A 13,188-nucleotide genomic window follows, 5' to 3' on the forward strand; every position below is an offset into this window, starting at 1 on the left:
AAAAGATTGTAATCTGCGCGTCTCAGTCACGGTTTGCCTCCCGGGCAGGATGGTTGTCGAGATCGGCCGCGAGCCGCTTGAGGAAGCGCGGCATGCGAAACAGCGTCACCGCGCCAGCGAGCACGAGAAAGCAGCCCTTGAGGTCCTGGCTGAACAGGCTGCGGCGCAGGCCATCGGCCTCAAGGTAGCGGTCCGACAGATTGGCGAGCTGGGTGAAGAGGCCGCCAAGGTCCCAGCCTGCAACGAACAGGAACAGCCCGAGCGGCAATCCCAGCACGATCAGCAGCGAAGTCGCCGCAAAGCGTGCGGTCTCGATGAGGACGAAGCAGCTCCCTTGCAGGAACGGCAGCAGGCTGCGGAGGTTGGCCGGAGGGGCCCGGTCGGCAAGATGCGAGACCATCATTGTCCGCCTCCCGCCACGATGCGGATGGCATCGGCGAGGCTGTGCCCGCGCCGCTCGCAGTCCTGGATCGCCGCATAGGTGTCGGGATCGGAGGAGTAGATCGTCGCCGAGAAGGGATCGAGCACGAGCCGGCCGACCGCCTCGGTCTCGGGGCCTTTGATGAAGACCTCGCTGTACTCGGTCCCCGAACGCTTGAGGCTGCGGATCAGCGTCTCGGTGCGGTCGTCCATGTCGAGCCGCGCGTTCGCCCTGAAATCGGCGATCGTCTCGGCCTTCTGCTGAAGTACCAGCATCCAGTCGCTGTTCTCGAGCGCGGCGCGCGCGCCGTCGGACTTGTAATAATCATTGAGGGACTGGGTCGCGGTGGCGAGCGCGCCGCCGTACTTGCGGGCAGTGCGGGCATAGGTCTCGACGAACTCGCCCATCGACCCGCCCTTGAGCATGGCCCAGGCCTCGTCGATCAGCAGCAGCTTCTTGGTTGCTCGCGACGAGCGGGTCATCGCCTGGCTCGTCATGAACATGATCGCCGAAAGGACGACGCTGCGCAGTTCCTCGCGGCTTGCGAGATCGCTCATCTCGAAGACGGTAAAATCATCGTCGAGCGCGAAGCTCGCCTTGCCTGCAAAGAACCCGCCGTAGCTGCCGCCGCGGCAGAAGGGCGCGATCGCGGTGGCGAGATCGCGGCCCGCCTCGCTTTCCGATCCATGGAGTGCATGCGCGACATCGTCGACCGATGCGCCGTTTCCGAGGGCCTCCCAGGTCGCAGTCACGGCCCGGTCGATCAGTCCGCGTTCGGTGTCGCTCGGCGCGGTGCCGGGACGCGCCATCTGGCCGACGATCGCCTTGATCATGGCGAAGCAGTCGAGGCGGTAGTCTTCGTCTTCGTGCGCGCGGGCATCGTCGACCATCGAGAAGGGGTTTAGGGAAAAGCCCGAGGCGAGCGTGAACTCGACGAAGCGCCCACCCTGCAGTTTGACCGAATGCTCGAAGCTGCGCCCGTCGTCGATCACCACGACCTTGGCGCCCGCACCGCGCAAGGCGGCGCAGAGCTCCTGCAGCAGCACCGACTTGCCTGAGCCCGACTTGCCGCAGATCGCGATATTGTGATTGCCGGCAGTGTTTTCGAACGGCGACCACCAAAAGGGCTGGCCGCGGCGGCCAACGAGCAGGAGGTGCGGGATCACGCCGCCGAGATATTCCCCCTGCATTGGCGCGATATGCGCCGCTGTCGTCGAGAGCATGGTCTTGAGGCGCTTCAACCGCGCCATGTCGTCGGCGAGGCCATCGGCAAGGCTCAGGGGAAAGGCAGCGACGAGGCCCTGCAGCTGGAGGAAGCGCTCGTCGGCAAGGTCCCATCCCGCTGCCTTGTAGATCGCCTTGATGATGCGTTCGTGCGCGTCGCCCTGGCCGAGCGGCGAAATGCTAGTGAGCCCGTAGAACAGCTTGACGAGCTTCTTGCCGGCTTGGAGTTCGGCCTGGACGTGGCGCCATTCGGCCGACTGTTCGGCGAGCTTCGGGAGAAAGCGCGCGCTCTTGGTCTGGCTGAGGCTGGTCGTGCGCATGAACTTGAAGCCAGCGCGCGCCGAGGCGGCTTCCTGGTCGGGATAGACGAGGCACAGCATGGTCGCCGTTGGACAGGGGAAGCGCAGCTTGTCGGTAAACATGTCGCCGATGAGCCGCGCGCATTCCCAGGGCGCCCAGCGCTCAGGGGTAGAGCGCACGGCATAATGCCGCACGTCGAAATGGTCGGGATAGCATTCGCCGACTTCGGGATTGCCCTCCTCGTCTCGGCCTGTCTCGCGGAAGCGCTCGGTCCTGAGGATCAGGCGATCGTCGCTAACCTCGAGCTCGATGTCGCGGCGGATGGCCTGGACATCGAGCGTATCGTGCGGGTTCCACGCATGGATATCGGTCTCGTGCGCCGTGGTCGGCGAGGTGAGCTCGTCGATCAGCGCCAGCAGCCCGCCCGGACGCAGCTCTTGCGCGTGCAGGCCGAGCGAATGGAGCATGCCCAACAACCCTTCGCGGCATTCGGAGAGTTCGGCATCGGTGACGCTGCCGGGCACTGGCACGCCGAGCGAGACGATCAGCCGGACGTTGCGGGCATGGAAGGGCGCATGCGCCGAGCCCGAATTCCAGACGAGATCGTAGAGACGCCTGGTGCGCGCCCTGGCGATGGCCTCGTAGATGCCGCCCTGCTCATAGCGCGGAGCGAACCAGGGGCCGACCACGCTGCCAATCCGCGGAGATGCGAAGTTCAGGATCTGGAGGCAGGCGCCCTGCGGCAGGCCTTCGGAGAAGAACTGACCAAGGATCTCGCCGGTCCGTTCGTCGGCCCCGATCAGCGGGGTGACTTCGAGCACGAAGCCCTTCGAGCGGGCGTTGCGGTAGAGCTTCGCCCCCTCGTCATAGACCCGGTAAGGCAGCCAGTCCGAGAGCATGTCGAGCCCGAAATGGGCTTGGGGCTTCTCAGGCCGAGCCGTGTCGGCAAACAGGCCCCGCGAGAGTGCGTCGCGCGCGGCAGCAAGGGATAGCGTCACTGGCTCTCTCCTTCGGTCATGTCAGGGTGGGGGACCGGCTCGCGGGGAGGGGGAAACGAGCCAGGTCCCCCGGGTTCCGGCGCGTCAGCGCCGGGCATCGCCGGAACGGGCTGCGAGGGGATGAACAGCTGTTCCGGCAATGTGTCTGTGGGTTGGAAATCGGGTGCGGGGTTGCCCTCGCGGGTCGCGGCAATGGTCGATGCCAGCGAGCGCAGGACTTCGCGGCGGCCCTGCGGCGCGCGCCAGCCTGTCCCTACCTGTTCGGGCAGCGTCAGGTGAACGACGCGCGCCTCATGGTCGCGGCCTGCCGCGTCACGGTAGGGCGTCAACACGACCTGCAGGCGGCGAACCGCTTCGCCGGTCGGGCTCACCGTCCGATGCGCGTCAGTCGTGTCAGCCTTTTCAATGCCGGTCGCCCCGGCATCGATCGCGGAAGTCGGCGCGCAGGTTCCTTCGGGAGCGCGGCAGGCAAAGCTGCCTTTGACGTTGCCGCCAAGGCTGGCGCAGCCACTGGCCAAAAAGAGCGGCGCAGCAAGCACCACGGCGCGAAGGATCGGGAGCCGGCTCATTGCGCCTCTCCCTTGCCCTCGGCGACGAAGCGGCGGATAGCCGCGGCATCGCGGTAACCATGAAGCACCGCCCCATCGCGGGCGCGCACGATGACTGGAGTTCCGGCAAACCCGTTGGCCTTTGCGAAGGCTTCGTTGGCATCGAGTGCCTTGGCGTCCTTGCAGGTCTTGGCACTCGCCGGAGCCTGGCCGGCGTAGGCCGCATGGAGCGCCTTTGCCGGATCCTTGGCACACAGCACCGCTTCGGAAATCTTGCGGCTTGCCGCGCCAAAGATCGAGATCGGTCGCTCTTCGACATGGACCTTGGCCTTGGCGAGTTCAGCGGTCAGGCGTTGGCAGTAGCCGCACTGGAAATCCGAGAAGACGACCAGGCGTTCGCCCTTGGGGTTGCCCCAATGGATCGCGCCGGCAGCTGGAAGCGACGAGAGGTCGACATGGCTGGCGGCCGTCTGCACAGGCGCTTCGTCGCGTCCCGCCGGCGTATCGCTCGCTACGCGTGCCGCACCGGCCGCAAGTAGGTCGGGATTGAGTTCGAGCAGGCGGGCGGCGGTGACGTCGCGCCGCTCTTCCATGTCGTAGAGACGGCCCACGAACAGGTAGCGGGCGGTCTCGTCGATGTAGAACAGCGTGTCGCCCGAGACGACTTCGCACCAGGGGCCAAGCGTGTCGCAGCTGATCGCATCGATCGGGGTCTTGGGCAGCCGCAGCTTCAGTGCCTGCGCGACATCGCTGGCCATGCCGGCAGCGCTCGCAGGCATCGCAGTTACGGCCGAGACGCCGAGCGTCAGCACGGCGGCGGCGCTCGAAAGGGCAAGGGCAAGGTGGGCGGCGCGGGCCTTCAGGCCCGGCCGGTGGTCATTGTAGTTCATTTGGAGGAGCTCCTGACGTGGACGCCGTCGAGAAAGACGATCTCGACCTCGATGCCGGTCGGCATCTCGACGACGGGTTGGTATTGTTCGGCGCGTTCGATGAGGTATCGGCTGACGGTGTCGGCGGCTTCGCCGGCACCCTGGCCAAAGCCACCGGCGAGGATGTCGGTCGGCGACAGCGCCTCGCGCTGACCGTTGGCGCCGACCTGGCCGGTGAAGATGCCGTTGGCGTTGGCGGAAAATCCGCGACCGAAGCCGCCAACGATCCCGGCCAGCAGTGCCTGGCTGACAAGGCTGCCTTCGCGGCTGACCACGCGGCCGCGCACGCCCGACTTTCCGGCGAAGGAGATGAACCCCTTGACCTCGCTGACCGCGAAGCGGCCGCCAGGCTGCGCGCAGGTCATGCGCACCAGCTTGACGTAGACCTTCTCGGCCGAGAGATCGCCGCGCGCCGCGCCGTTGACGAGGCAACCGGTGATGTCGGTTGTGAGCAGCTTGTTGCCGCGCATGACCGAGCGGGCCGGTCCGGTAATCCGGAGCACCACGGGAAGCGGATCGCTCTGGCTGGCAACGCCGGTCGAGGCATCGACACCCACGATGACCGTTGCCGGTGCATAGCTGTTGGGAGGGAGGTAATCGCGGCTCGCTTCGAGCAGCAAGGCCGGCGCAGTCTCTGTCGCGCGAGGCTTGCCGTCCTTGCCCGCCTCCGTGCTGAAACTCATCAGGCTGAGCTGTCCGCCCTGCGTTTCCGGCGCTCCTTGCGGTGGCTGGACAGCCCCGCCGGTTCCGACGCCGGGACCATAGGCAGGCGGCGGCGGTAGGGGCGGTGCGGTCGCAGGGGCCTTTGCAGCGTCGCTGAGCTGTGAACGCAGATTGGCATTCTCAGCCGAGATCGCGTCGATCGCTGCCTGGCCGTCGGAGCGCATCTGCGCGTTCTCGCTGCGCAGCGCTTCGAGTTCCTGCTCGATCTCGGGTCGCGGTAGCTGGGCCTGCTGCAGATCCTTGATCGCGCGGCCCTGTGCATCGAGCCGGTTACCGTAACTCGCGACGAACTCGCGCTGCGAGAGGTTGCGATTGACGAGGCCGCCGGTGTCGATCGTTGCAGCACCATTGGCATCGGTGCCGCCCTCGTCGCCGTCGCCGCCGAAGATGAACATCCCGCCGCCGATGAGCGCGATGGCCCCGATCCCGGCGAGCAGCATCTTCTGGCGCTGCGCGATTTGCGAATTTAGGTTGCGCCGTCCGCTTTCGCGCGCTTCCGGCGAGCCCGGCAGAGGCCTCTTTTCGGCGTCTTTCTGTGTTGCCTCGGCCATCAGTCGAGCCCTCCCTTAGCAAAGACAAGGAAGGCACTGGTCGCTTCACCGGGAGCGAGTGCATCGCGGCCATAGGCGAAGGCGAGCGCGCCTGCTGGCCCCTCGCGCTCGGAGCCAAGCGCAAGGCTTTCCTGGCTGAGGTTGCGTACGAGGAAGCGCTGTCCGGTGAGTTCATCGCCCTGGTATTCGGCGACCAGCTGGACCTCGATCCCGCCGGTGCGGCGCGGAGCAGACAGTTCAGCACGAGCGGTGAACCCGGGCAGGACTGCATCGCTCGCCATCGCCTCGATCAGGCGGATCGCAGCGTCCTCGGGTCCGGTCTCGGTTTCCCATTCGGTAGCCGCGGCTTTAGCCAGCGCCGGATTGGTAATGAAGAGCTGGGTCGCTTCCTCACCGCCGAGGCGGCAGGCGAACTTGTAGACATAGCCCGCCTTACTGGTCGCAAAGAAACTGACCCGGGCAGCGGCAAATAGCGGGGGCACGGAGATATAGATGTCTCCGCGTACCGGCTCGTTTGTCACCTGGAAGTCGTTGTAGGGAAAGCCGCTCGCGATCTTCGAGACATTGGCAAAGCCATCATCGATGAGCGCGATCCGGGTGAGTTCGCCGCGGGCGAGTTCGCAGTCGATGGTCGCGTTGTCGGCCGCTTCGACGAACTGGTCGGCATACGCCGGGACCGGCGCGAGCGCGAAGGCAAGCACGGCGAGGCCGGTCAGCTTGAGTCCGGGATCGGGGCGCCTTGTCGCGCCGATCGCGAAACAGGCAAGGCCGGTTCCGGCAAGCGCAGCAGCGAGGGGAGATGGGAGAAGGCTCATTGGCCGGGTTCCTCCTTGTCGGTGGGAAGTTGTTCGAAGCCGGCGAGCGCGACGCTGAGACCACGCTTCGACCAGCGGAAACGGAAGGAGCGGCGCTGGCTCGCGATCACCTGCGCGCCGACGAAGGTCTTGAGCGTGCCGGTGACGGTCGAGGTCAGGGCCTTGGGATCGACATGCATTTCCGCGATCACGAAGGCCTGGCTGATGTCCGAGCCGCGCTGTTCCTCGACAATTCTGACGAGCTCGGCCTTGAGGCGGCCGTGCGCGGCGGGATCGGCGAGCTTCAGAATGTTCGCCATCCAGTAGTCGAGGCTTTCGGGCGCCCGGTTGAGGAGCATCAGCGCCGTGTCGCGGGTGACGAGCTCGAGATAGGGGGCGTCGATCCCGCCGCTCGAGACGGTGATGCGCTCGGCGGTGATCGGCACCAGCACAACCTGCTCGTCGCGAGTGACCGCGGCGCCGAGGCTGACCAGCGTGGTGAGGCCCAGGACACCTGCCAGCACGGCAAAGCGGTTGCGTTGCCGGAGATAGGCCTGCGCCTGTTCGTGCGCGAATTCTGCTCGCATGGGTCGCCTCCCTCAGCCCGCCAACAGGCGGCAGTGGGAGGGCGGCGTGGCTTTCAGCCCGAGAAAGCTCCCGGGCAGGTACCAGTACGCAGCATGCACCAGTGCCGAACCGGCGCCGCGTGCCTTTGCCTTCCGCAAGGCAAGCCAGGCCCCGGCGGCCAGGCCGATACCGATAAAGATATGCTGCGAGAGGATGCCCCAGGCGAAGGGAATGAGAATCCCTGCAAACTCGTCGATGGTCCAGAAGCCGATGAGCTCCGGGTCGTCGAGCCGCCGTGGAACGAGGTACCTGTCAGCCATGATGCCGCCCTCCTGTCGTGACCGGATCCGCTGATCAGATGACCGCGGTCACGACCGAGGTGACGATCGGAACGCCGGTGCCGACACCGATCCCGACGCCGACCGGCACGGCGACCTGGCCGAGCGAGAAGCGTCCGGAGGCGAGACCGATCAGACCGCCTGCAAGGCTGAGCACGGTGATGATCTTGCCGCCCGAGCCTTCGAGGAAGTCGGTGAACTTGGTGAGCGCGGGATCAAAGGTGGTGTCGGCGCCGGCGAAGGCGGCACCGGCGCAGGCCAGCGCCACGCAGGCAGGAAGAATGTAGTCGCGGCCACGGGCCCGATTGGGCGTGCGCTGCTGGGCCGGAAGGGCAGTCTTGGTGGTCATGGATGGAAACTCCGAGGGATTGAACATCAGCCAGCGATGCGTTCGCTGTATGTTCTTTCCTCTCCCCGGAGCCGGGCTGTAGGAAATCGGGAATTGGATTTTGGGGCTACCGACCAAGCGAAATGCGACATCGGAAGGTGTGATGGACGGGATCCGCGCAGGCTGATCGCGGAGTAGCGCCGACTGTGCCGGCTTCTGCGCGAAGCGAGCCTCGATACGCGCGCCGGCGGCCGGAATTCGCGCGAATCGTCGAAGGAAGGTGATTCGTTCCTTCTTCTATGTTCTCTTAATGTTCTTTTCGTTTTCCTACAGGCTTCCTTAGCGGTTAGCCGGTGAGTCGATCACTTCTAGAGATAAGGATTCGTCGATGACCAACATGGCGCTCTTTGCCGAACAACAGGTTCGCGCGGACCTCGCCCGGCTTCTTCTGGCCGCTGTCGAAGCCAGCGGCCGTGCCCGCTGCGATATCGCGCGTGACGCGCAGATCCATAAGGATGCCCTGCGCCGCGTCCTTGCCGGCGAACGCTCGGCCAGCCTCGGCGAAACCTTGCGCATTCTCGCCGCAAGCGGCGTCGCGCCGCACGCGCACTTGCTCCTGTTTCTGGTCAGTAGCGGCGATCACGCAATCGCGTGGCTGCAATCTGACCTCGCGCAATTCTTCGAGGACTTTTCCGGTGAGCTGCCCTCGGCTCTCGAGCGTGTCCTGGGTAACCAGGTCCACGACGTGAAGCCGCGTTGGGCCAAGGGCACCGCGCATCGTGTCGCCCGCCTGCTTTCCGATCACATCGATGAGCTCGAACGCAAGGATGCGCTGCTTGGCGATGTCTTTGCCGGTGTCGAAGGAGGCCATCGTGGGTGAGGAGATCGACAAGGGAGCGACCGAAACCCGCCGGGTCACCCGTCTCATTCGTCTGCCCGAAGTACAGCACCGTGTCGGCCTCGGCCGTTCGACGATCTATCGCTGGATGAGCGAGGGTAAGTTTCCAAAGCCGGTGCAGTTGGGTGGCTATGCGGTCGCATGGGGGGAGGAAGACATAATTGCTTGGGTCGAGAGCCAACTCAAGAGGTAGACAGATAGCAGTCGTTACGATCGGATGAATGCGCCATCACCACCAGCATAACTATTCGCCGCAGCTAGGCTTGGAAACCGCGCGCCCGAGATCTACCAAAGCAAACCGACGAACTCAATTTGAGTTCGATCGCCCAGCCCTATCTCGATCGACTGTGGCCGACTCAACCACCGTGGTCTGGCCTGCAGGCAAATTGGCCCATCCCAGTCCCAAGGACTTCTGGATCGCGATCCAGCCATTTGTCATGGCGGCGATCGCCCGATCGAGATTTGCTCTGGCCTGTTCGCGCTGGCGGATCGAAGTGTTGAGCTCGCCCTGCGAGATTACCCCCGCTGCGCGGCGTTGCTCGTTAAGCTCCGCAGCCGTGTCGGCCTGTCGACTGATTTGCGCCAGCGCGGCTACGTTGGCTCGTTGCTGCCCGAACCGGGCAAGCGATTGTTCGGCATCGCGCAGTGCGCCGAGGACCACTTCAACATAGCGTGCTTCGGCCTCGTCGCGCGCACTCTCGGCCTGATCGATCGATGCTGCCGTGCGGCCGAAATCAAGCAGGTTCCACTGTAGCCTCGGCAAGGCGATCGCTGACAGATTGCCGAGATCAAAGATGTCATCCGGCTGCGATCCGCCCAAACCGAGTATGCCCATGAATGAAAGCTTGGGGAAGCGAGCGGCCTCCGCCACTCCGATGCGCGCATTCGCCGCCGCGAGCGTTCGTTCCGCGGCACGAACATCCGGCCGCCGCGCTATCAGCGCGGCGGGATCACCCACCGCGACCCGTTCGGGGGGAAGCGGAATTTCGGCCTGAGCCGTCAGGAGCCCGTCGAGTGCTCCGGGCGCTTCGCCCGTAAGCACCGCGAGCGTGTCCTTGAACACATCGATGTCCGCTTGCGCTTCCGCGATCTGCGAGTTGAGCAATTCGAGCTCGGCGTTCGCGTTGCCGACCGGGAATAGCGCGAGAGCGCCCTGCGTATAGCGCTGATAGGTCAATTCGAGAGTTTGCTGCTGCAACTCACGCTCGCGCTGGACGAGCTCGAGCCGCCCCTGCGCTTCCCGCAGGCTCACATAAGCCCGCGCGACTTCAGCGGCGAGCTGAACTTTCGAATCCTCGGCGTTCGCCACCGAGGCCGCAGCCTGAGCGTTGACCATTTCGACACGCCGTGCCTGCCCCCCTGCGAAATCGATCTCCCAGTTTGCATTGAGCCCGACGTTGTAAACGCTGAGGCTGTCCTGCTCTTCGGTGTCTGCAGGAGCGCCGGGCGATCCCGCGGGCGGGCCGCTGCCGATATCCAGACCTGGAATCTTCGCCTGGATCGCAGTCGCCTGCGCAGCCACGGCGGGCAGCCGGTTGGCGCGCTCCTGGCGGACAGAAGCCCTTGCCTGTTCGATGCGAGCGCGCGCCGCGGCCACGCCCGGATTGCCGGCCAGCGCGCGTGCTTCCAGATCATTGAGGACCGGATCGCCGAGCAGCGTCCACCAGTCGCCGGCAATCGGCGCTGACGGATCGATTTCGGGGCCGGCCCGTGCGAACGCGTCGCTTGCGGCGGTCGCAAGTTGCGGGGGACCGGCATAGTCGGGACCGGACATGCAACCCGTGAGGAGCGCCATGGGAGCGAGGAGAGTTAGGGTCTTGCGCATAGAGTTCTCAGTGCATCGAAAGGGATACGTTCTTCGGGAGAGGCTTGAGGAACAGTACCAGCGGCACCGTGGCCAGGGTAATCGCGCCCATGGCGAAAAACACATCGTTGTAGGTCATTACGAACGCATCGCGCTGAATGATGCCGGAAAGCATCTCCAGCGCGGCCTGTGGGCTGCCCAGCGACGCCGTCATGCCGTCCAGGTATTCCTGTAGCCGGGGGCTGTTGGCGTTGAGGGTTTCTTCCATGCGCCGACTATGATGCCACAGGCGCTGATCCTGGAACGAGGCAAGCCCCGCGAGCGCGAACGAACCGCCGAGGTTTCGCGCAGCGTTGAAAATCCCGGAAGCATCGCCGGCATCCTCCTTGGCAACCGAAGCTACCGTCGCCTGATTGAGGAACATCATCGTGAGGATCATGCCGATGCCTCGCAGGAATTGGCTTTCGGTGAACACTCCACCTCCCGATGCCGCTGTCAGATTGATGCTGACGAAGCAGCTTAGCGCCATGATGAACATGCCCACGCCGACCGCAATCCGGATGTGAATCTTTCGTATCATGAAGGGCAGCACAGGCATCAGCAGGAAGGCCGGAACACCCATCCAGAAGATTACGAACCCAGTCTGCAAGGCATTGTAGTCGGAGATTATCGCAAGAAATTGCGGGATCACGTAGGTCGAGCCATACATGACCATGCCGAGTGCCAGCGCCATGACCACGACGCTGGCAAACTGCCTGCTGAGCATCAGGCGCAATTTGAGCACTGGCTTGCGTGCATACAGCTGTCCGTAAGTCAGAAGCGCGAAGCCGACGATCGTCATCAACGTGAGCTGCACGATCAGTGTGGATTCGAACCATTCCTCACGGTGACCTTCTTCCAGAACGACGGTCAGCCCGCCAAGGCCAAGGATCATACCCACGATGCCTGCCCAATCCGCCTCGCGCAGGTAGACCCAGTCAGGTTTTTCGTGGGGCAGCCCGATGAAGAGCAGAGCCAGGAGCAAGGCGCAGACGGGCACGTTGACGAAGAAAGCGTAGTGCCAGCTCAGGTTCTCCGTAAGCCAGCCCCCGACGAGCGGCCCCATGACCGGACCAAGGACCACCGTCATCCCGAACAGCGCCATTCCGATGGGTTGCTGCGATGGAGGCAGCCGCTTCGCCACGATGGTCATGGCGGTGGGAATCAGCGCGCCTCCCATGAATCCTTGACCGGTGCGGCCGATGATCATGGTCGTCAAATCGGTGGCAATGCCGCACAACACCGAAAAGGCCGTAAAGGCGGAAACGGCGACGATGAGCAGAGTTCGAAGGCCGAGCAGTCTTTCCAGCCATGCACTCAGAGGGATGATGATGATTTCGGCTACAAGGAAAGCTGTCGCAATCCACGTGCCCTCGGTTCCGGTCGCGCCGATTTCTCCCTGTATCGTCGGCAGCGCGGAATTGACGATCGAGATGTCGAGCGTTGCCAGCATCGCGCCGAGTGCACCGGCGGCTACGGCGATCCAGGCCGTGGCATCGGCCTTCTCGACCGGCGGAGCAACCGCAGCAGAGGCACCTGCCATCGGTCAGTCTCTGGCCGCGTTGCGGATCGAATCGAGTTCGTCTCTGGCGCCGCGGGTATCAACGCTGGCGACAACGGACATGCCCGGCACCAGCAGACGCAGGACTTCGGAAGAAGCCTGAATGGATATGCGGACCGGGACGCGCTGAACGATCTTGGTGAAATTGCCCGTCGCGTTTTGCGGAGGCAGGATCGAGAATTCCGCCCCGGTCCCGGGGGCGATGCTTTCCACTCTCCCCGATAACTCGAGATCGGGCAGCGCGTCGATTTCCAGGGTGACGGGTTGCCCGGGGCGGACGAGGCCGAGCTGCGTTTCCTTAAAATTCGCCGTCACATAAAGACGGTCGGTGGGAACCACGCTCATCAGGCGCTGGCCGGGCTGGACAAATTGTCCGGGCCGGACCGTGAGGTCACCCACCCGCCCGGAAATGCTCGCCCTGAGCGTGGTCGACGACAGGTTCAGGCGGGCCGCCTCAAGCTGCGCACGAGCTGCGTTGGCTTGCGAATTGGCTTGGTCTATCTGTTCGCCCAGCGTGCCTTGCCGCCGCTGTGCAGCCGTGAGCGCGGCGCGCGCCGCCGCGACCTGGGCTTGCGCTTCTCTGGCCTGGGCCTGCAGCTGGTCGAGCCTTTCGCGCGGCTCCGCTCCGGAAGCGGCAAGGGGGCGATAACGCGCAACCTGCTCCGCAGCCAGACCGGCCTGCGCAGATGCCGCGGCAAGTTGGGCACGGGCCTGCTCGATAGCCGCATCCTGCTCTCGCTGTTGTGCGCGAACCGTATCAGCTCCGGCGAGCGACGCCGCGATCTGGGCTTCGACCTGGCTGGTCTGGGCGCGATAATCCCGCACGTCCAGCTGCACAAGTGCATCGCCCGACGCAACCGTTTGATTCTCAGTCACCAGTACGCGCTCGACATAGCCGGCAATTTTGGGGGAGATGATGACGCTGTCGGCGGCGATATAAGCGTTGTCGGTGGACTGCTGGAATCGGCCGTACGTCTGATGATTGTAATACCAGTAGCCCCCGGCGAGCAGGACCAGAATGACGGCGATCAGCAGACCAAGCCGGACCCGCGGACTGGACAACCCCTTCGGACGTTCGCCTTGATCGCTATCGCCTGCTGTCTCGTCCGCCATGGTAATTTCGCTCCTCGCCATCGTTTGGCCCGTTGCACGAGCGATATAGCGG

Annotated in this window: 14 protein-coding genes; 1 reads left to right on the forward strand and 13 read right to left on the reverse strand. The window is 64.6% G+C overall.

The annotated features are described in order from the left end of the window. Positions 1–22 precede the first annotated feature (22 nt). The 10 genes from K3177_RS04130 to K3177_RS04175 form a co-directional block, all read right to left on the reverse strand. Positions 23–403, reverse strand: a complete 381-nt coding sequence (locus K3177_RS04130; protein ID WP_221597162.1) for a hypothetical protein — start codon at positions 401–403, stop codon at positions 23–25. Beyond that, positions 400–2,943, reverse strand: coding sequence for a type IV secretion system protein TraC (gene traC / locus K3177_RS04135; protein ID WP_221597164.1), 2,544 nt, complete (start codon positions 2,941–2,943; stop codon positions 400–402). The genes K3177_RS04130 and traC overlap by 4 nt, the downstream gene beginning before the upstream one ends. Continuing rightward, positions 2,940–3,512, reverse strand: coding sequence for a hypothetical protein (locus tag K3177_RS04140; RefSeq protein WP_221597166.1), 573 nt, complete (start codon positions 3,510–3,512; stop codon positions 2,940–2,942). The genes traC and K3177_RS04140 overlap by 4 nt, the downstream gene beginning before the upstream one ends. Continuing rightward, a complete protein-coding gene (locus K3177_RS04145) occupies positions 3,509–4,381 on the reverse strand; it encodes a DsbC family protein (RefSeq protein ID WP_221597168.1) in 873 nt (290 codons plus the stop codon). Before K3177_RS04145 ends, K3177_RS04140 begins: the two co-directional genes overlap by 4 nt. After that, positions 4,378–5,694 carry a TraB/VirB10 family protein gene (locus K3177_RS04150; RefSeq protein WP_221597170.1) on the reverse strand — a complete coding sequence of 439 codons (1,317 nt, stop codon included), beginning with the start codon at positions 5,692–5,694 and terminating at the stop codon, positions 4,378–4,380. The genes K3177_RS04145 and K3177_RS04150 overlap by 4 nt, the downstream gene beginning before the upstream one ends. Further along, complete coding sequence (locus K3177_RS04155) at positions 5,694–6,509, reverse strand: type-F conjugative transfer system secretin TraK (protein WP_187335523.1); 816 nt, start codon at positions 6,507–6,509, stop codon at positions 5,694–5,696. The genes K3177_RS04150 and K3177_RS04155 overlap by 1 nt, the downstream gene beginning before the upstream one ends. Continuing rightward, positions 6,506–7,075, reverse strand: a complete 570-nt coding sequence (locus K3177_RS04160; protein ID WP_187335524.1) for a type IV conjugative transfer system protein TraE — start codon at positions 7,073–7,075, stop codon at positions 6,506–6,508. Before K3177_RS04160 ends, K3177_RS04155 begins: the two co-directional genes overlap by 4 nt. A 12-nt stretch (positions 7,076–7,087) precedes the next feature. Beyond that, the gene (gene traL / locus K3177_RS04165; RefSeq protein ID WP_006834208.1) at positions 7,088–7,375 is read right to left on the reverse strand and encodes a type IV conjugative transfer system protein TraL; all 288 of its coding nucleotides are present in this window, start codon (positions 7,373–7,375) and stop codon (positions 7,088–7,090) included. Between the two features lie 34 nt (positions 7,376–7,409). Continuing rightward, the gene (locus K3177_RS04170; RefSeq protein WP_187335525.1) at positions 7,410–7,742 is read right to left on the reverse strand and encodes a hypothetical protein; all 333 of its coding nucleotides are present in this window, start codon (positions 7,740–7,742) and stop codon (positions 7,410–7,412) included. Positions 7,743–8,067: 325 nt separating this feature from the next. Next, positions 8,068–8,592: a hypothetical protein gene (locus tag K3177_RS04175; protein WP_187337199.1), complete on the reverse strand. Its 525-nt coding sequence runs from the start codon at positions 8,590–8,592 to the stop codon at positions 8,068–8,070. A gap of 1 nt (position 8,593) precedes the next feature. Here K3177_RS04175 and K3177_RS04180 point away from each other — a divergent pair, with 1 nt between their 5' ends. Beyond that, on the forward strand, positions 8,594–8,812 hold the full coding sequence (locus K3177_RS04180; RefSeq protein ID WP_259963214.1) for a helix-turn-helix transcriptional regulator: 219 nt from the start codon (positions 8,594–8,596) through the stop codon (positions 8,810–8,812). 114 nt (positions 8,813–8,926) lie between these two features. Here the strand turns inward: K3177_RS04180 and K3177_RS04185 are convergent, their stop codons facing one another. From K3177_RS04185 to K3177_RS04195, 3 genes are read right to left on the reverse strand one after another with little or no spacing between them, the layout of a single operon-like run. Next, positions 8,927–10,414, reverse strand: a complete 1,488-nt coding sequence (locus K3177_RS04185; RefSeq protein WP_246449923.1) for an efflux transporter outer membrane subunit — start codon at positions 10,412–10,414, stop codon at positions 8,927–8,929. 37 nt (positions 10,415–10,451) lie between these two features. Then, positions 10,452–12,005, reverse strand: a complete 1,554-nt coding sequence (locus K3177_RS04190; protein WP_187335526.1) for a DHA2 family efflux MFS transporter permease subunit — start codon at positions 12,003–12,005, stop codon at positions 10,452–10,454. A 3-nt stretch (positions 12,006–12,008) separates the two neighbouring features. Beyond that, positions 12,009–13,157 carry an HlyD family secretion protein gene (locus K3177_RS04195; protein WP_187335527.1) on the reverse strand — a complete coding sequence of 383 codons (1,149 nt, stop codon included), beginning with the start codon at positions 13,155–13,157 and terminating at the stop codon, positions 12,009–12,011. Between the last annotated feature and the right edge of the window lie 31 nt (positions 13,158–13,188).

The organism is Qipengyuania pacifica (assembly GCF_019711555.1).
Lineage (GTDB): Bacteria > Pseudomonadota > Alphaproteobacteria > Sphingomonadales > Sphingomonadaceae > Qipengyuania > Qipengyuania pacifica.